Origin of the sequence: Pseudomonas sp. R19M (assembly GCF_050312585.1) — a bacterium.
GTDB lineage: Bacteria > Pseudomonadota > Gammaproteobacteria > Pseudomonadales > Pseudomonadaceae > Aquipseudomonas > Aquipseudomonas palleroniana.
Genome location: NZ_JBNPJV010000032.1, coordinates 79,412 through 96,196, shown reverse-complemented (window position 1 = coordinate 96,196; position 16,785 = coordinate 79,412). Strand labels below are relative to the sequence as shown.

The window sequence follows — 16,785 nt, the reverse complement described above, 5'->3', positions numbered from 1 at the left end:
ATGGGCGTGGAACTTTCGTTATGGCAATTTCCGTAAGAGCATTTTTAGGCGCGATGACGTTGTGGATGGCCGCAAGTGTCGCCCAGGCGCAAACCCTCACCCTCGACTCAGCCTTGCAAGCCGCATTCGCCAACAACCCTGAACTGGCGGCTGCGCAATGGGAGATCGAGATTGCCCAGGGCGGTCGCCAACAGGCCGGCTTGATCCCCAACCCGGTGGCCTCCTGGGATGCGGAAGACACCCGCCGCAACAGCCGCACCACGACCGTCAAACTCAGCCAGACCCTGGAGCTGGGCGGCAAGCGCGGTGCGCGAATCGACGTGGCGACCCGCGCCCAGGACGCCGCCGCGCTGACCTTGGAGCAGCGCCGCAACGGCCTGCGCGCCGAGGTGATCGACAGCTATTACAGCGCCCTGCGCGCCCAGGAGCGCCTCGACCTCGCGCAGCGCTCGATGGCCTTGGCCGAGCGCGGCCTGGTGGTTGCCAACGGTCGTGTCAACGCCGGTAAATCCTCACCGGTGGAGGCCACTCGCGCCCAGGTACAACTGTCCGAGATTCGCCTGGAATTGAACCGTGCGCAGGTCGGCCTCACCGATGCCTACCGTCGTTTGGCCGCCAGCACCGGCAGCGCCGCGCCGGACTTCCAGGGCGTGGCCACGCAAAGCCGATCCTCACCGCCCTTGCCGTCCTCTGCGCAATTGCTGTCACGCTTGGAGCAAACCACCGAGCTGCGTCTGGCCGAGTTACAGATTCTGCAAAGCGAAGCCAGTGTGGGCCTGGAGAAAGCCCAGCGCATTCCCGACCTCGACGTGTCGGTCGGCAGCCAATACGACGCCAGCGTGCGCGAGCGGGTGAATGTGATCGGGGTGTCGATGCCGATCCCGCTGTTCAACCGTAACCAGGGCAACGTGCTCGCCGCCAGCCGCCGTGCGGACCAGGCTCGCGACCTGCGCAATGCCACCGAGCTGCGGCTGCGCACCGAAACCCGTCAGGCGCTGGACCTGTGGCAAACCGCAAACACCGAGGTGCAAGCGTTCAACCAGCAGATTCTGCCGGCGGCCCAGCGCGCGGTCGACAGTGCCACCCGTGGCTTCGAGATGGGCAAGTTCAACTTCCTCGACGTACTCGATGCCCAGCGCACCTTGATCGCTGCACGCACCCAATACCTCACGGCGACCGCCCAGGCCACCGACGCCTGGGTGCGTATCGAACGGATCTACGGCGACCTCGCCCGGTTTTGATTTTTTCTGGAGTCTTTTTGATGAACAAGAAACATGGCATGGCGCTCGCCGTCGCCCTGAGCCTGATGCTGTCGGGTTTTGCCTGCGCCGATGAAGAGGAAGGCAAACTCGAACTCACTGAGGCGCAGATCCAGGCCGCCGGTATTCAACTGGCGCAGGCACAGCCCCGTGCGCTCAGTACGCTGCTGACATTGCCGGGAGAAGTACGCTTCGACGAAGACCGTACCTCGCACATTGTTCCGCGTGCGGCGGGCGTCGTAGAGGCGGTCAAGGTCAACCTCGGGCAAGCGGTGAAGAAGGGCGAACTGTTGGCGGTGATCGCCAGCCAGCAGATCTCCGATCAACGTAGCGAGTTGGCCGCCAGCGAGCGCCGTGTCGAACTGGCGCGCACCACCTTCCAGCGTGAGCGCCAACTGTGGAAGGACGAGATCTCCGCAGAGCAGGATTACCTGTTGGCACGCCAGACTTTGCAGGAGGCCGAAATTGCCCTGAACAACGCTCGGCAAAAGATGAACGCCCTGAGCGGCAGTGCGGTGTTGGTTGGGGGTAATCGCTACGAGCTGCGCGCGCCGTTCGCTGGTGTGGTGGTGGAAAAGCACCTTGGCGTCGGCGAAGTGGTCAGCGAAACCAGCAACGCCTTCACACTCTCGGACCTGTCCCAGGTGTGGGTCACCTTCGGTGTGTTTCCCAAAGACCTGAACAAGGTGCGCATCGGTAAACCGGTGAAAGTCAGCTCCACCGAAATGGGCACCGATGTGCTCGGCACGGTGGCTTATGTCGGCAACCTGCTCGGCGAGCAGACGCGCACTGCCAGCGTGCGCGTGAGCGTGCCCAACCCTGATGACGCCTGGCGTCCGGGCCTGTTTGTGACGGTGCAAGTAGCCACCGATACCTACCAGGCCAAGGTCACCGTGCCGCAAACCGCGATCCAGACCGTCGAGGACAAACCCTCGGTATTTGTGCGCACCCCGGACGGCTTCATCACCCGTCATCTTGAACTGGGGGTGAGTGAAAACGGCTACGTCGAAGTGCGCAAAGGCCTCGATGCCGGGGCACAGGTGGCAGCCGTCGGCAGCTTCATCCTCAAGTCCGAATTGGGCAAAGGCTCGGCCGAACACGCCCATTGATCCTGCGAGTGATTTCCCATGTTTGAGCGCCTTATCCAATTCGCCATCGAGCAGCGCATCATTGTGCTGCTGGCGGTGCTGTTGATGGCCGGTGTCGGCATTGCCAGCTATCAGAAGTTACCCATTGATGCCGTGCCCGATATCACCAACGTGCAGGTGCAGATCAACTCGGCAGCGGCCGGGTTTTCGCCGTTGGAAACCGAGCAGCGCATCACCTTTCCTATCGAAACGGCCATGGCCGGGCTACCGGGGTTACAGCAGACGCGTTCGTTGTCGCGTTCTGGTTTGTCCCAGGTCACGGTGATTTTCAAGGATGGCACCGACCTGTTCTTTGCCCGCCAATTGGTCAACGAGCGTCTGCAAGTGGCCCGTGAGCAATTACCCGAGGGTATCGAAACGGCCATGGGGCCGATTTCCACTGGCCTTGGTGAAATATTCTTGTGGACCGTCGAGGCCGAGGAGGGCGCACTCAAAGACGACGGTACGCCCTACACGCCGACCGACTTGCGGGTGATCCAGGACTGGATCATCAAGCCGCAACTGCGCAACGTTCCGGGCGTAGCGGAGATCAACACCATCGGTGGTTTCGCCAAGGAATATCAGATCGCGCCCGACCCCAAGCGCCTGGCGGCCTACAACCTGACCTTGGGCGATTTGGTCACGGCGCTGGAACGCAACAACGCCAACGTCGGTGCCGGTTACATCGAACGCAGCGGTGAGCAGTTGTTGATTCGGGCGCCGGGGCAAGTGGCGTCCATCGACGATATTGCCAACATCGTGATCACCACCTCGGACGGTACGCCGATCCGCGTGCGCAATGTGGCTCAGGTCGAGATCGGCCGCGAACTGCGCACCGGCGCAGCCACTGAAAACGGCCGTGAAGTGGTGCTGGGCACGGTGTTCATGTTGATCGGTGAGAACAGCCGTACCGTATCCCTGGCGGTGGCGAAAAAGCTCGAGGAGATCAACCGTTCGCTGCCCGAGGGGGTGGTGGCCGTTACCGTCTACGACCGCACCAACCTGGTGGAAAAAGCCATTGCCACGGTGAAAAAGAACCTCTTTGAAGGCGCGCTGCTGGTGGTCGCGGTGCTGTTCCTGTTCCTGGGCAATATCCGCGCGGCGCTGATTACGGCCATGGTGATTCCCCTGGCGATGCTCTTCACCTTTACCGGCATGTTCACCAATAAAGTCAGCGCCAACTTGATGAGTCTCGGCGCGCTGGATTTCGGCATTATCGTCGATGGTGCGGTGGTGATCGTCGAGAACGCCATCCGCCGTCTGGCCCACGCGCAGCACCGTCATGGGCGCTTGTTGACCCGCAGCGAGCGCCTGCATGAGGTGTTCGCTGCGGCCAAGGAGGCGCGGCGCGCACTGATCTTCGGGCAACTGATCATCATGGTGGTGTACCTGCCGATCTTCGCCCTGACGGGTGTAGCCGGCAAGATGTTCCACCCCATGGCGTTCACCGTGGTGATCGCCCTGCTTGGCGCGATGATCTTGTCGGTGACCTTTGTGCCGGCGGCGATTGCGCTGTTCGTTACCGGGAAGGTCCAGGAAGACGAAAACCTGGTAATGCGCAGTGCGCGCCGGGCCTATGCCCCGGTGCTGGATTGGGTGATGGCTCGTCGCTCGCTGGTGTTCGGCCTGGCGGTGCTGACCATCATCGCCTCCGGGGCGGTCGCCAGCCGCATGGGCAGCGAGTTTATCCCCAGCCTCAGTGAAGGCGACTTCGCCCAGCAGGCCTTGCGCGTACCCGGCACCAGCCTGACGCAGTCGGTGCAGATGCAGCAGCAACTGGAAAAAACCTTGCTGGCCCAGGTACCGGAAATCGAGCGGGTGTTTGCCCGCACCGGCACGGCGGAAATCGCCTCCGACCCGATGCCGCCGAATATTTCTGACAGCTATGTGATGCTCAAGCCGAAGGAGCAATGGCCCGATCCGAAGAAGTCCCGCGAGGCGCTGATTGCCGATATCCAGCGTGCCAGTGCGATTGTGCCGGGCAGCGCGTATGAACTGTCGCAACCGATCCAGTTGCGATTCAACGAACTGATTTCCGGGGTGCGCAGTGATGTGGCGGTGAAGGTGTTTGGTGACGACATGGCCGTGCTGAACAAGACCGCCGAGGAAATTGCCGAAACATTGAAAAAGCTCACGGGCGCCTCGGAAGTGAAGGTGGAACAGACCTCCGGCCTGCCGGTGCTGACCATCAATATCGACCGCGACAAGGCCGCGCGTTTTGGCCTGAACGTGGGCGATGTGCAGGACACCATTGCCGTCGCGGTGGGTGGGCGCCAGGCCGGTACCTTGTACGAAGGCGATCGTCGTTTTGATATGGTTGTGCGTTTGTCCGACGCGTTGCGCACCGATATCGAGGGGCTTGCGCGACTGCTGATCCCGGTGCCGGCAATGGCCGGCAGCGGAGCGGGGCCATTGGGCTTTATTGCCTTGTCCCAGGTCGCCAGCCTGGACCTGGTGCTCGGCCCGAACCAGATCAGCCGCGAGAACGGCAAGCGCCTGGTGATCGTCAGTGCCAACGTGCGTGGTCGGGATATCGGCTCATTCGTCGAAGAGGCCGAGACGGCGATCAGCCGCCAGGTGAAGGTGCCCGCCGGTTACTGGACCACCTGGGGCGGCCAGTTCGAACAATTGAAGGAAGCCTCCGAGCGTTTGCGTATCGTGGTGCCGGTGGCGTTGCTTCTGGTGTTCGGGCTGTTATTCATGATGTTCAACAACCTCAAGGATGGTCTGCTGGTGTTTACCGGGATTCCGTTTGCGCTGACCGGCGGAATCATGGCCCTGTGGTTGCGGGATATTCCGTTGTCGATCTCGGCGGGGGTGGGTTTCATCGCATTGTCCGGGGTGGCGGTGCTCAACGGGCTGGTCATGATTGCCTTCATCCGCAACCTGCGGGAGGAAGGGCGTTCATTATCAAACGCGGTCAACGAAGGGGCACTGACGCGCTTGCGCCCGGTGCTGATGACTGCGTTGGTGGCCTCTCTCGGGTTTATCCCCATGGCACTCGCCACCGGCACCGGCGCCGAGGTGCAGCGGCCGTTGGCGACGGTGGTGATCGGCGGGATTATTTCATCGACGCTGCTGACCTTGCTGGTGCTGCCGGCGCTGTATCAATGGGCGTACCGCAAGGAAGAATGACCCTTGCACTTCACGTGAATGGGAAGACCAGGCGAAACAGCGTGAAACCACCGGGCAGGCTGCGTACGTCGGCCTGCCCCTGGTGCAAGGTCATGATCGACCGCACGATGGCCAGCCCCAGGCCGGTGCCGCCCTCGTTGCGGGCGCGGCTGCTGTCGACGCGGTAGAAACGTTCGAACAGGTGCGGCAGGTGCTGGGCTTCGATGCCTGGGCCGGGGTTGCTCACCGATACCGACACCTGGTTGCCATAGGTTTCCACCAGCAACGAAATATGCGAGCCCGCCGGGCTGTGGCGGATGGCATTGGACAGCAGATTGGACAGCGCACGCTGGATCATCAGGCGGTCCCCGAGTACCTGGGCGTCGCCGCTCAAGGTCAGGGTCAATTGTTTGTCTTCGGCACTCAGCGCAAACAACTCCATGACCCGATGGGCTTCAGCCGCCAGTGGGACCGCCGTGAATGAGGCGCGTGCCGCCGGGTGGCTGACCTGGGCCAGAAACAGCATATCGTTGACGATGCGTCCCAGGCGTTCCAGTTCTTCGGTGCTGGATTCCAGCACGGCCTTGTATTCCTCCGGCGGTCGTTGGCGTGACAGGGTCAGTTGGGCCTTGCCCATCAAGTTGGTCAGGGGCGCACGCAGTTCGTGGGCGAGGTCATCGGAGAATTGCGAGAGCTGCTGCACCCCAGCGTCCAGGCGATTGAGCATCACATTGAAGCCTTGAGCCAGTTCGCCCAGTTCCTTGGGCAAGTTATCGATGGACAACCGATGGGTGAGGTCCTGGGTGGTGACTTTGGCGGCCACATGACTGAACTGCTTCAATGGCGCTAGCCCGCGCTGCACCAGCCACCAGGCACCCATGCCGATCAGGATCAGCAACATGGGCAGCGCGATGATGGTGGCACGCAGGTAGGCGCTGAGCAGTGCCTGGTCGTCCATGCGGTCCAGCGACAGCAGCACCCGTACGCGTTCGCCGCTGGCCAGGCGCATCAGGCTGGAGGCGCTGAGTACCTGGTTGCCATAGCTGTCCGTCCAGTTCAGGTAGCCGAGGGTTTCCCGAGGCTTGAAGTCGGTCAGCAGCGGTTCTTGCGGCTTGGCACCGACGCTCAGCAGTACGCTGTTGTTGGGCGCGGTGCCGACGATAGTCAGGTAGAAGTTGTCGTGGCCCATTACCAGGTCCATCAGCGAATGTGGCCGGGCACGAATGGCATGGGTATCGAGGCCCAGGGCGAGGCTGTGCTGGATCTGTTCCATCTTGCTTTCCAGGCCCTTGCGCGCCAGTTTTTCCAGCTCATGGGTCAGGGCCAGGTAGGCCAGGGTCGCCAGCAGCACGACCAGGCCCGCGCCCATCAGGCTGACGGTCAGGCCCAGGCGCATCGACAGACTGCCGGTTTTCATGGGCGCGCCTCCAACACGTAGCCCACACCGCGGATGGTGTGGATCAGCTTGACCTCGCTCTGGTCATCGACCTTGGCACGCAGGCGGCTGATGGAGACTTCCACCACGTTGGTATCGCAGTCGAAGTTCATGTCCCACACCAGGGAAATGATCTGCGTGCGGGTCAGTACTTCGCCGGTCTGGCGCATCAGCACCTGCAGCAGGGCAAACTCCTTGGTGGTCAGGTCAATGCGCCGGTTGCCGCGATAGGCACGATGGCGGCGAGGGTCCAACTCAAGGTCCGACACGCGAAACACTTCAGGCTGTTGAATATGTTCGCTGCGCCGCAGCAGCGTGCGCACCCGCGCCAGTAACTCGGGAAATTCGAAGGGCTTGACCAGGTAATCATCGGCGCCCATGTCCAGGCCCTTGATCTTGTCCGCCAGTCGGCCACGGGCGGTCAGCATCATCACGCGCTGGGTGCCGTTGCGGCGTAATTGCTCCAACACTTCCCAGCCATCTTTGCCGGGCAGGTTGACGTCGAGAATCACCAGTTCATACGCGTGTTGCCCGGCCAGGTGCAGGCCGTCAATGCCATTGCTGGCGCAGTCCACCACATAGCCGCTTTCGTTCAAGCCTTGCTGCAGGTAGTCGGCGGTTTTTTGTTCGTCCTCAACCACAAGGATACGCATGGGGGGTTACCTATCACGAAGAGAAAAGAAGGCCATTTCCTTATGGGCTGTGCGTTGGGGGAGTAGGAAAAGTCTGAACCGTGAAGTAGCTTCAGGGTCAACTGCGACCATCGGCCGCACAAAGCCGGGCTCAAAAAAAACGCCCCAGGCGGGGCGTTAAAAATCCATCTCTTTCCAAAGGAGCTACACAAAAGCTTCAGAGATGAATGTGCTCGGTGAATAAGTTGAGGCCAGTATAGGAAGATCAACTTAACGAGAAGGTGAGGCCAATATTACAGTTTTGATAACTGGGAATTTGTGAACAGATGTTGGTCAACGGCGAACGAATGTAATCACTTACAGCGCTACCAGTGGATATTCGGCAATCAAGCGAACTTCCTCCAGGTCCGACTCAAATGCACTGGAGCGCACGCTGGCCTGGCGCAGGCGCAATGACAGGTCTTTCAAGGTGCCACTTTGCACCACATATTTGGCCTCGATATCCCGCTCCCAGCGACGCTGGTCGGTCAGCGGGTTACCCGCTGCATCGCGGCGCATGTAGACGGCGTTGGCGTTGCTGTAGTCGGCACCCGTGCCTTTACCGTAGCGGGTCATGAACGACAGGCCGGGGATACCGAACGGCTGCATGTCCAGGTCATAGCGCAGCATCCAGGAGCGTTCCTTGGGCGCGTTGAAGTCGCTGTACTGGATCGAGTTATTGAGGAAGATCGAGTCTGATTGGCGCAGATAATCAAAGTCGTCATCGCCGTTGTTGCGCTGATGCGAGACGGCTACGCTGTGGGCGCCGATCTTGACCCCGAGCCTGGCACTCCAGATGTTGTTATCGAACTCACCCAGGCGTTTTTTGCCTTCGTCCACCGCTTTGTAATAGTTGAAGTCGCCGAACAATGAGACGTCATCGTTCATCGGGTAACTGGCGGCGCTGCCGAAATAATATTGATCCCAGGCGTCCTTCAAGCGGCTGCTGTACAGGCTCACACTCAAGTGTTTGTTGAGCTGGTAATCACCGCCGAAGTAGCCGATCCAGGGCGAGTCCACCTTGCCTGCATAGAAGGTCGCGAAACCGTTGTTCATGCCGCTTTCGTTGGGTTGGCTCATGCCGCTCAAGCGCCCGCCTTGCAGGCTCAAACCCTCGATGGAGGTGTTTTGCGCGGTCACGCCACGAAAGCTTTGCGGCAGTAAACGCGAGTCGCCGTACGCCACCACGGGGGTGAGCGGGAACACATCACCGGCCTTGATCACGGTGTCGAGTACGCGCAATTTCACCGCGCCGCCAACTTTGCTGTAGTTGTTTTCAGGGTGGTTGTCGCTATCCACCGGCAGCACGCCGAACGAGCCCTTGCCGCCGCTGCGGCCGCTGCCCGAGTCGAGTTGCAGGCCGTACATGGCGAACGCATCCAGGCCGAACCCCACCGTGCCTTGGGTAAAACCGGATTCGAATTTGCCGATCAACCCCTGCGCCCAGGCCGCGGAATAACCGTTGCCGGTGGGGCTGGATTGGCCCTTGCGATCATCTCGGTTGAAGTAAAAATTGCGCGCTAGCACGTTGACACTGCTGCCTTCGATAAACCCTTCGGGCTTGTCCTCAGCAGCCACGGCGGTCAGGGGCAATGCGGCGATCAACGAAAAGGGAAGGGTGTAGTGGCGGATATTCATGGTTCGCTCCTGGGGCTTGGCAGTTATCGGCTTCTTATGGGGGCGGGCGTTCTTATTGATCTGGCCCAGGCTGATAGTTGCAAACCTCAGATAACGGGAAAGTGGCTCCAACATTACAATTCTGGAAAGTCATGGCCACCTAACAAATAAGTAATGTTGTCGTGAACATGGCGTCAGGGTTGGCTGGTTAATCTCGGCACTGAACTTTCAGACGAGGAACCGGTAATGAACTTTTATAAAATTGGCCTGGGTGTATTAACGGCTATCCTGTCTTTTGGCGCATTGGCCGAAGGCGGCGGGGATCGTACGTTCGCTCTGATGATGGAGCGCAATGAAAAGGCTATGGCCGATTACGCGGCCAGGGTCGGCAAGCCGGCACCCGAGGTACAGGCGTATCGCTACGGCATGAAGCTGGACATCGCCAACGTGGTCAACGTGACGCCGCCCATCCGCTCGTGCAACCCGGTGCCGTCACGCATGACCTATGAGGACTCCACGGGCAAGCTCAATACCCTGGAGTATCAAGTGATGGGGGTGTGCCGGAACAATGGCGGCTGACCGGCCAGGAATATAGTTGGATCTGAGGTGAAACCCTCTTCAGAAAACGCCGGCCGCGCCGATGCAGAAAATACCCTGTCATCATTTGATCATTGGTGCCCCATGTTCACGACCCGTTTGAAGCAGGAGCTGTCGGCTCTTCGCGAAGAGTTGTCCAGCTTGCAACAGGTTAAAGAGAGCCTGGAAAGCGAAATGATCGCGATCACCCTGGACCCGCAAGGGCGCATCGCATCGGTCAACGCCCTCTTTCTTCAGGAGATGGCTTATCAAGGTACGCAACTGTCGGGGCGCTTGATTGACGAGTTGTTTCCGGCACATGTACGCGACAACGAATTCCAGCAGCGTTTCAAGAACGCACTGGTACGCGGTGAACACTATGCCGGCACCGTGCGCCTGATGCGCGGCAATGGCAAGGAAGCATGGCTGCGCTCGATCGTGCAGCCGGTGCGCAGTTCGGACGGGCGCATCAAATATTTCTCGATCGTCTCCAGCGACCTGACCCGTACCATCGAGGCCTCGCGTGAGCATGAAAACCTGATCACGGCGCTGGTGCGCTCCACTGCGGTCATCGAGTTTGACCTCGACGGTCATGTGCTGACCGCCAACGACCGTTTTCTCAATGGCATGGGCTACAGCCTGGCGCAGATTCAGGGCAAGCATCACCGCATATTCTGCGAGCCGGAGGAATACAACAGCGCCGAATACCAGCATTTCTGGACGCGCTTGAAGGCCGGAGAATTCATCGCGGCGCGCTTCAAGCGTGTCGACAGCCAGGGGCGCCTGGTGTGGCTGGAAGCGACCTATAACCCGGTGCTGGATGCCAATGATCGAGTGTACAAAGTGGTCAAGTTCGCCACGGTGATCACCGACCAGGTCAACCGGGAGCAGGCCGTGGCCGAGGCCGCCAACATTGCCTACAGCACCTCGCAGCAAACCGACAGCAGCGCTCAGCGCGGCACCACTGTCGTGACGCAGGCGGTGGGGGTGATGCGTGACTTGGCCAAGCACATGCAGCAGGCCGGCGAAGGCATTGAAGCGCTGAACGAGCAGTCCCAGGTGATCGGCAGCATCGTCAAGACCATCAGCGGTATTGCCGAGCAGACCAACCTGCTGGCGCTCAATGCGGCCATCGAGGCGGCCCGTGCCGGTGAGCAAGGCCGTGGTTTTGCGGTGGTGGCGGATGAAGTTCGTCAGCTGGCATCACGTACCAGCAAAGCCACTGAGGAGATCGTCGGTGTGGTGCGTCAGAACCAGGATATGGCCCGCGATGCGGTCGCCCTGATGACCGATGGCCGCGTGCAAGCCGAACAGGGGCTGGCGCTGGCGTCCGAGGCGGGTACGGTGATTGTGGAAATCCAGGACGGCGCGCAGAAGGTGGTCAGCGCGGTCGGGCAGTTCGCCAATCAGCTGTCGAGCTGAGCATAGGGCTCAGGTATCGTAGGTTCTTTCTTGCATGAAGAGCCGACCTTCCATGAGCCCTACCCATCGTCGCCCCGTTCCTCTGTCCAAAGCTTATCGTTTGCTTAACCACGGGCCGACCGTACTGGTGAGCGCAGCCTTTGGGGGCAAGCGCAATATCATGGCTGCAGCCTGGGCCATGCCCTTGGATTTCGAACCGCCGAAAGTCGCGGTGGTCCTGGACAAATCCACCTGGACCCGCCAATTGCTCGAAAGCGCCGGCACCTTCGTGCTCCAGGTGCCCTGTGTGGCCCAGGCTGACCTGGTGCAGACGGTCGGTAATACGACCGGCGCTGAAACCGACAAGTTTGCCGCCTACGGCCTGCAAACCTTTAGCGGGGAGCACACCGAAGCGCCGCTGCTGGAAGGCTGCGTGGCCTGGTTGGAATGCCGCTTGTTACCCGAACCCCACAACCAGCAGACCTACGACCTGTTTCTGGGCGAAGTGGTTGCCGCCTACGCCGATGTGCGCGTGTTCAGCGAGGGGCATTGGCATTTTGAAGGGCATGATGAGCTACGCACCTTGCACCACATTGCCGGCGGGAATTTCCTGAGCATCGGCGCACCGGTTGTCGGGCGTCAACTGTTGCCCTGAACCCACCCTCTGTAGGAGCGAACTTGCTCGCGAAAAACGTCAACGATAACGCGTGCTGCCTGGATGAACGCGGTGCCTGTGAGTTTTTCGCGAGCAAGCTCGCTCCTACACATAGGGCGAGCCAGTTTTTTCAGCGCCCGAGCATCTTCACCCAACGCGACGGCGGCATGCCGTAGGTGCTGCGAAATTGCCGGGTCATATGGCTTTGGTCGGTGAAGCCGGCGGTCAGTGCCGCGTCTACCAACGATTGCCCCTGGGCGAGCAGGCTGCGTACCAGGTCCAGCCGCCGCATGGTCAAGTAGCGATAAGGGCTGGTGCCGAACAACAAGCGAAAGTCCCGCGACAAGGCCCAGCGATCACGCCCGCAGTGGTCGGCCATTTCATCCAGGGTAATGCTGCGGCCCAGCGCGCTGTGGATAAATTCCCGAGCGCGCTCGGCGGCGACGTAATCGAACGACTTGCGGCTGACAATCACCCCCGAGGCGGCGTTCAGTGCCTGGGCCAGGTCGTACAGTGCGTCCTGCTCCTGCATCGGGTCGATCGGGCAATCGAGGCTTTGCAGCAACACTTCGCTGGCGCGAAATAACCGTGGGTCTGTCGATAGGCCCTTGTGGATAAACGGTAAAGGCCGGCCTCCGAGAATCTGCTGGATCAACGCCGGTTCTACATAAATCATGCGGTACTTGAAGCCTTCCACGCTGCTGGCGCGGCCGTCATGGGTTTCATCCGGGTGAATCACCATGGTCGTGCCGGGCAGGCTGTGGGTCATGCAGCCCCGGTAGTGATAGCTCTGTACGCCAAACAAAGTGCGCCCGATCGCATAGGTGTCATGGCGATGGGGATCGAATGCAAAGCCCGCAAAGTACGCCTCGATACGGTCCAGGCCGCTGGCGTGCGGGGCGCGGTGCAGCCAGTCGAGGGTGGAGGTGGGTTGGCCCATGGTGACTTGTCACAAATAGAGGTGGAAACACGTTAACCCAGTCTGTGCAGGTTGTGGGGCGTGGTCTTGAACGATTGTGCAGGTTTTTTTGGGAAGGATGAGCGGTTTTAATCGTTTATCGGTAAATTATTATTGTTTTACGATAATAAATTCGCTATTTTGCCTCGACATTAATTCAACGAGGTTGTTTATGAACACTCAACGTCTTGCCCTGCTTAGCCAACGAATGTCAGTGATCACATTGTTGCTGATTGTCGGCATGCTGGTCCTGAACGCGGCTGTGTGGTTGTTTCCAACCTTGAGCTCCTCTACTGGTGGGCGAGGCTTCAGTTTTGCGCTGAGCGATCGCCTGATCCAGGGGCGCATGGACCAGGTAGCCCTGTTCCCGCTATGGCAAACCCTGGGCGCCATTGTGTTGTCGAGTATTCCGCTGATGGCCTTGGCGAGTGGCTTGAATCATCTGCGCAAGCTGTTCCAGCGCTATTCGCGGGGTGAGTACTTTTCCAGCACGGCCGCTTCGCACTTGGGCAAGGTTGGGAAAGCCGTCGCGATCTGGGTCTTGCTGGACTTCCTATGCGAACCATTGCTGAGCGCCTGGATAACAATGACCTTGCCGGTCGGCGAGCGATTGATCACCCTGAGCGTGACGGCGCCCAGCGTTGTGGCACTGTTTCTAGCCGGTTGTATCGCAGTGATTGCGCGTATTCTGTGGCAGGCCAGTGAAGTCGATTCCGAAAACCGCACCTTTGTCTGAGATTGAAATGCCCATTGTGATTGAGCTGGACGTCATGCTTGCCCGGCGCAAGGTCAAATCCAAGGACCTGGCGGCCGCCATCGGAATTACCGAACAGAACCTGTCGTTGCTCAAACAAGGCAAGGTCAAGGGTATACGGCTGGGGACGCTGGATGCCATCTGCACCTATCTGCAGTGCCAGCCCGGTGATCTGTTGGTGCATATGCCGGAACCTCCGGTCGAGCGGTAGCGGCTAACTATTTTTCGAACAGGGATCGGCTTATGCTGCTTTCACACGGATTGGCGATTTTTTCGAGCAGGGGTCAGTTTATGGAGCTTTCACACTGGGTCTATACCGCGCCATTGCTCTCGTTAGCGTTGCTCTGGATAGTTGCTGTCGTCACCCCGGGGCCGAATTTTTTCAACATCGCCCAGTTAGCCGCCAATGCCTCACGCCGCCATGGTGTGGCGGCCTCGGCAGGTGTCGCCTCGGGTACGGTGCTGTGGGGAGTGGCCGGTGGCCTGGGCATCAAGTCGTTGTTTACGGCGGCGCCCATGTTGTACCTGGCGTTCAAGATTATCGGTGGCTGCTACCTGATTTACCTGGGGCTCAGGCTGTTCAAACGTTCGGTACCGGTCGCGGGCCGGAACCCGCTGGCGGATGGGCAGCGACGCTCGCTGTTGTCGGCTTGGCGGCTGGGTTTGCTCGGTAATTTGTCCAACCCGAAGTCCGCCTTGTTTGTCGCGACGATCTTCGCCTCGACCATGCCTCCTTCGCCCTCGCCGTTGCTGCTGACGCTGGCTGTGGTCGTCATGGCCAGCTTGTCGTTCAGTTGGTATTGCGCCGTTGCACTGGTGTTTTCCAGTGAGCGCATGGCCAACCTCTACAGTCGTTCGCGCAAGTGGCTCGACCGTTTTGCCGGTGGTTGCTACGTACTGTTCGGTGCACATCTGGTGGCGAATCGCTAACCGCCCGTGTTAAGAAGCCTTACTTTCAACTGTGAGGCTGGGTCATGAGCAAGGTGCGGGTGGGTATTATTTTTGGTGGCCGTTCGGCCGAGCACGAAGTCTCTCTGCAATCGGCGCGCAATATCGTCGACGCCTTGGACCGTACGCGCTTCGAGCCCGTCCTGATCGGCATCGACAAGGCCGGCCACTGGCACCTCAACGACACGTCGAACTTCCTGATCAACCAGGAAAACCCGGCATTGATCGCCCTCAACCAGTCCAATCGCGAACTGGCAGTGGTGCCAGGCAAGTCCAGCCGGCAAGTCGTGGAAACCTCCGGGCAGGGTATGCTGGAACACATCGACGTAATCTTCCCCATCGTCCACGGCACCCTGGGTGAAGATGGCTGCCTGCAAGGTTTGCTGCGCATGGCCGATATGCCTTTCGTTGGCTCCGATGTGCTCGGCTCGGCGGTGTGCATGGACAAGGACATCAGCAAGCGCCTGCTACGCGATGCCGGTATTGGCGTTACCCCGTTCATCACCCTGACCCGTGGCAATGCGGCGCGCACATCCTTTGAAACGGCCGTCAACAAACTGGGCTTGCCGATGTTCGTCAAACCCGCGAACCAGGGGTCTTCGGTGGGTGTGAGCAAGGTTGCCAGTGAAGCCGAGTACCACGCAGCCGTCGAGCTGGCTTTGGGTTTTGATGAAAAAGTGCTGGTGGAATCCGCCGTTCAAGGCCGCGAAATCGAATGCGCCGTATTGGGCAACGACAACCCCATCGCCAGTGGTTGTGGCGAGATCGTGGTGAGCAACGGCTTCTATTCCTACGACAGCAAATACATCGACGAGCAGGCCGCCCAAGTGGTGGTGCCGGCCGCTATCAGCCATGACGCCAGTGAGCGTATCCGCCAGTTGGCCATCGAGGCATTCGGGGTGCTGGGCTGCTCCGGGCTGGCCCGGGTCGATGTGTTCCTCACCGACGACGGCGAAGTGCTGATCAACGAAATCAACTCACTGCCCGGCTTCACCCGCATCAGCATGTACCCCAAGCTGTGGCAGGCAGCGGGGATGAGCTACAGCGAGCTGGTGAGCCGCTTGATCGAGCTGGCACTGGAGCGGCATGCCGGGCGCAAGGGGCTCAAGATCAGTCGGTAGTCATCGACCGACAGCTCAGTAGCGTCATCAGGCGTTACTGAGTACTTCCCGGAAAACGTCTGGCCGTATGGCTGCTATGTGCAGCAGTGAGCGTGCGGCCCCGGAAGGAGAGCGACGCCCTTGTTCCCACTCTTGAAGTGTTCTTACCGAAACCCCTAAAAGCTCGGCAAACTTGGGTTGTGACAATCCGGTTTTACTCCTGGCTTCTGCGGCTTGAGTGATTTCAACCTGATGCACAGCGCCGTAATGTCCCGCTTTAACATCCTGTATGGCGGCCAGTAACTCTTCGCCAATATTACGTTTGGCGTCACGTTCCTTCAGTTGCTTCTCAGTGAGTGGCATGGTTCATGTCCTTTGCGATTTTGTGCAGGATATGCGCTGGAATATTCTCGGTATCCTTTGTAGGTTCTCTCTCACCGGTCTCGGCGAGCAATCCACGAATAGATCAACGTCTTCGGTTCCTGCGGGTGATGAGTTCTTCGGCGGTAGCTGGCGAAGGTGGGTGATGTGCAATAAGTGCACACCTTACTGACCTCGATCTGCTCACGCTTGAGTCCCGCCGCTTGCAGAAGCATCACCCCATACCCGCTCAAATCGAACCAGGCACTTCCCGCTTGCCTGGCATACGGCGGTGCAATCTCGGGTGGCAGCAATGGGGTCGGTTGCGCAAAGCTCCATGGCGCCAGGCCATTCCACCACAAGTGGCCTTGATCGATCTGGAACTGCCCGATAAACCCCTCGCTCACTTCATAACAGCACGGCTTGATCGACGGTCCGATGGCCACTCGCAATTGGTCCACGGGAATGCCTTGGTCGGCAAAGCGTTGCACCGCGTTGGCGATGATCCCGCCTTGCAGTCCCTTCCAACCGCCATGCACGGCGGCAACCATTGCGCCGTCTTCCGAGGCGATAAGCACCGGCAGGCAGTCGGCTGTAATCACCGCAATCGCCTGATGCTCGCGGGTGAACACGCCGTCCGCCTCAAGGGTGTTGGCCACCTGACCGGCCTGCCATTCAATCACCGAGGCGCTGTGCACCTGCTTGCAGATGAACACGGTTTCTGGCCGTAGCGGATCATTGATCGAGCAAAAGCCATGGTCGACGCCGGGGACGGCGCCGAGATTGTCTGCCTGCTGCACAGGATGTCTC

At 59.9% G+C, this 16,785-nt stretch carries 16 protein-coding genes; 10 read left to right on the top strand and 6 right to left on the bottom strand.

The window, feature by feature from the left end; translation table 11 throughout:
• Positions 1–20 precede the first annotated feature (20 nt).
• Genes ACQRBT_RS05740 through ACQRBT_RS05730 form a run of 3 tightly spaced genes read left to right on the top strand, consistent with a single transcriptional unit; the run spans position 21 to position 5,521 of the window.
• Positions 21–1,241 (top strand): TolC family protein, encoded by a 1,221-nt coding sequence (locus ACQRBT_RS05740; RefSeq protein ID WP_412046965.1) that lies wholly within the window; start codon positions 21–23, stop codon positions 1,239–1,241.
• A gap of 20 nt (positions 1,242–1,261) precedes the next feature.
• Positions 1,262–2,368: an efflux RND transporter periplasmic adaptor subunit gene (locus tag ACQRBT_RS05735; RefSeq protein ID WP_412046966.1), complete on the top strand. Its 1,107-nt coding sequence runs from the start codon at positions 1,262–1,264 to the stop codon at positions 2,366–2,368.
• A gap of 18 nt (positions 2,369–2,386) precedes the next feature.
• Complete coding sequence (locus ACQRBT_RS05730; protein ID WP_412046967.1) at positions 2,387–5,521, top strand: CusA/CzcA family heavy metal efflux RND transporter; 3,135 nt, start codon at positions 2,387–2,389, stop codon at positions 5,519–5,521.
• Between the two features lie 10 nt (positions 5,522–5,531).
• Here ACQRBT_RS05730 and ACQRBT_RS05725 read toward each other — a convergent pair whose 3' ends face one another.
• From ACQRBT_RS05725 to ACQRBT_RS05715, 3 genes are all read right to left on the bottom strand, one after another.
• Entirely contained in the window at positions 5,532–6,917 is a 1,386-nt protein-coding gene (locus ACQRBT_RS05725; RefSeq protein ID WP_244384424.1) for a heavy metal sensor histidine kinase, read from the bottom strand.
• Positions 6,914–7,588 (bottom strand): heavy metal response regulator transcription factor, encoded by a 675-nt coding sequence (locus ACQRBT_RS05720; RefSeq protein WP_060754775.1) that lies wholly within the window; start codon positions 7,586–7,588, stop codon positions 6,914–6,916. The genes ACQRBT_RS05725 and ACQRBT_RS05720 overlap by 4 nt, the downstream gene beginning before the upstream one ends.
• Before the next feature lie 336 nt (positions 7,589–7,924).
• The gene (locus tag ACQRBT_RS05715) at positions 7,925–9,244 is read right to left on the bottom strand and encodes an OprD family porin (protein WP_244384422.1); all 1,320 of its coding nucleotides are present in this window, start codon (positions 9,242–9,244) and stop codon (positions 7,925–7,927) included.
• A gap of 225 nt (positions 9,245–9,469) precedes the next feature.
• Between ACQRBT_RS05715 and ACQRBT_RS05710 the strand changes: the two genes are divergently transcribed.
• The 3 genes from ACQRBT_RS05710 (at position 9,470) to ACQRBT_RS05700 (ending at position 11,855) form a co-directional block, all read left to right on the top strand.
• Positions 9,470–9,802, top strand: a complete 333-nt coding sequence (locus ACQRBT_RS05710; RefSeq protein WP_060754777.1) for a DUF2790 domain-containing protein — start codon at positions 9,470–9,472, stop codon at positions 9,800–9,802.
• A 102-nt stretch (positions 9,803–9,904) separates the two neighbouring features.
• Positions 9,905–11,221: a methyl-accepting chemotaxis protein gene (locus tag ACQRBT_RS05705; RefSeq protein ID WP_090366959.1), complete on the top strand. Its 1,317-nt coding sequence runs from the start codon at positions 9,905–9,907 to the stop codon at positions 11,219–11,221.
• Positions 11,222–11,273: 52 nt separating this feature from the next.
• Entirely contained in the window at positions 11,274–11,855 is a 582-nt protein-coding gene (locus ACQRBT_RS05700; RefSeq protein WP_090366958.1) for a flavin reductase family protein, read from the top strand.
• Between the two features lie 130 nt (positions 11,856–11,985).
• Here the strand turns inward: ACQRBT_RS05700 and ACQRBT_RS05695 are convergent, their stop codons facing one another.
• On the bottom strand, positions 11,986–12,795 hold the full coding sequence (locus tag ACQRBT_RS05695) for an AraC family transcriptional regulator (RefSeq protein ID WP_060754780.1): 810 nt from the start codon (positions 12,793–12,795) through the stop codon (positions 11,986–11,988).
• 190 nt (positions 12,796–12,985) lie between these two features.
• Here ACQRBT_RS05695 and ACQRBT_RS05690 point away from each other — a divergent pair, with 190 nt between their 5' ends.
• The 4 genes from ACQRBT_RS05690 to ddlA all read left to right on the top strand — a co-directional run bounded on the left by ACQRBT_RS05690 (position 12,986) and on the right by ddlA (position 15,636).
• Positions 12,986–13,549 (top strand): DUF2975 domain-containing protein, encoded by a 564-nt coding sequence (locus ACQRBT_RS05690; RefSeq protein WP_090366957.1) that lies wholly within the window; start codon positions 12,986–12,988, stop codon positions 13,547–13,549.
• Between the two features lie 7 nt (positions 13,550–13,556).
• Positions 13,557–13,778, top strand: a complete 222-nt coding sequence (locus tag ACQRBT_RS05685) for a helix-turn-helix domain-containing protein (protein WP_060754782.1) — start codon at positions 13,557–13,559, stop codon at positions 13,776–13,778.
• Between the two features lie 80 nt (positions 13,779–13,858).
• On the top strand, positions 13,859–14,497 hold the full coding sequence (locus tag ACQRBT_RS05680; RefSeq protein WP_090366956.1) for a LysE family translocator: 639 nt from the start codon (positions 13,859–13,861) through the stop codon (positions 14,495–14,497).
• A 44-nt stretch (positions 14,498–14,541) separates the two neighbouring features.
• Positions 14,542–15,636 carry a D-alanine--D-alanine ligase gene (gene ddlA / locus ACQRBT_RS05675; RefSeq protein WP_244384420.1) on the top strand — a complete coding sequence of 365 codons (1,095 nt, stop codon included), beginning with the start codon at positions 14,542–14,544 and terminating at the stop codon, positions 15,634–15,636.
• A 27-nt stretch (positions 15,637–15,663) separates the two neighbouring features.
• Here ddlA and ACQRBT_RS05670 read toward each other — a convergent pair whose 3' ends face one another.
• Complete coding sequence (locus tag ACQRBT_RS05670) at positions 15,664–15,978, bottom strand: helix-turn-helix domain-containing protein (protein ID WP_090366954.1); 315 nt, start codon at positions 15,976–15,978, stop codon at positions 15,664–15,666.
• Positions 15,979–16,049: 71 nt separating this feature from the next.
• A complete protein-coding gene (gene pgeF, locus ACQRBT_RS05665) occupies positions 16,050–16,775 on the bottom strand; it encodes a peptidoglycan editing factor PgeF (RefSeq protein ID WP_412046968.1) in 726 nt (241 codons plus the stop codon).
• Positions 16,776–16,785 lie beyond the last annotated feature (10 nt).

Bases quoted from the DNA above. Each gene is read 5' to 3' on its own strand.
- ACQRBT_RS05680 (WP_090366956.1), top strand. From the start codon at position 13,859: ATGGAGCTTTCACACTGGGTCTATACCGCGCCATTGCTCTCGTTAGCG.
- ACQRBT_RS05730 (WP_412046967.1), top strand. From the start codon at position 2,387: ATGTTTGAGCGCCTTATCCAATTCGCCATCGAGCAGCGCATCATTGTG.
- ACQRBT_RS05685 (WP_060754782.1), top strand. From the start codon at position 13,557: ATGCCCATTGTGATTGAGCTGGACGTCATGCTTGCCCGGCGCAAGGTC.
- ACQRBT_RS05695 (WP_060754780.1), bottom strand. From the start codon at position 12,795: ATGGGCCAACCCACCTCCACCCTCGACTGGCTGCACCGCGCCCCGCAC.
- ACQRBT_RS05700 (WP_090366958.1), top strand. From the start codon at position 11,274: ATGAGCCCTACCCATCGTCGCCCCGTTCCTCTGTCCAAAGCTTATCGT.
- ACQRBT_RS05670 (WP_090366954.1), bottom strand. From the start codon at position 15,978: ATGCCACTCACTGAGAAGCAACTGAAGGAACGTGACGCCAAACGTAAT.
- ACQRBT_RS05715 (WP_244384422.1), bottom strand. From the start codon at position 9,244: ATGAATATCCGCCACTACACCCTTCCCTTTTCGTTGATCGCCGCATTG.
- ACQRBT_RS05690 (WP_090366957.1), top strand. From the start codon at position 12,986: ATGAACACTCAACGTCTTGCCCTGCTTAGCCAACGAATGTCAGTGATC.
- ACQRBT_RS05740 (WP_412046965.1), top strand. From the start codon at position 21: ATGGCAATTTCCGTAAGAGCATTTTTAGGCGCGATGACGTTGTGGATG.
- ACQRBT_RS05720 (WP_060754775.1), bottom strand. From the start codon at position 7,588: ATGCGTATCCTTGTGGTTGAGGACGAACAAAAAACCGCCGACTACCTG.
- ACQRBT_RS05725 (WP_244384424.1), bottom strand. From the start codon at position 6,917: ATGAAAACCGGCAGTCTGTCGATGCGCCTGGGCCTGACCGTCAGCCTG.
- ACQRBT_RS05710 (WP_060754777.1), top strand. From the start codon at position 9,470: ATGAACTTTTATAAAATTGGCCTGGGTGTATTAACGGCTATCCTGTCT.
- ACQRBT_RS05735 (WP_412046966.1), top strand. From the start codon at position 1,262: ATGAACAAGAAACATGGCATGGCGCTCGCCGTCGCCCTGAGCCTGATG.
- ddlA (WP_244384420.1), top strand. From the start codon at position 14,542: ATGAGCAAGGTGCGGGTGGGTATTATTTTTGGTGGCCGTTCGGCCGAG.
- ACQRBT_RS05705 (WP_090366959.1), top strand. From the start codon at position 9,905: ATGTTCACGACCCGTTTGAAGCAGGAGCTGTCGGCTCTTCGCGAAGAG.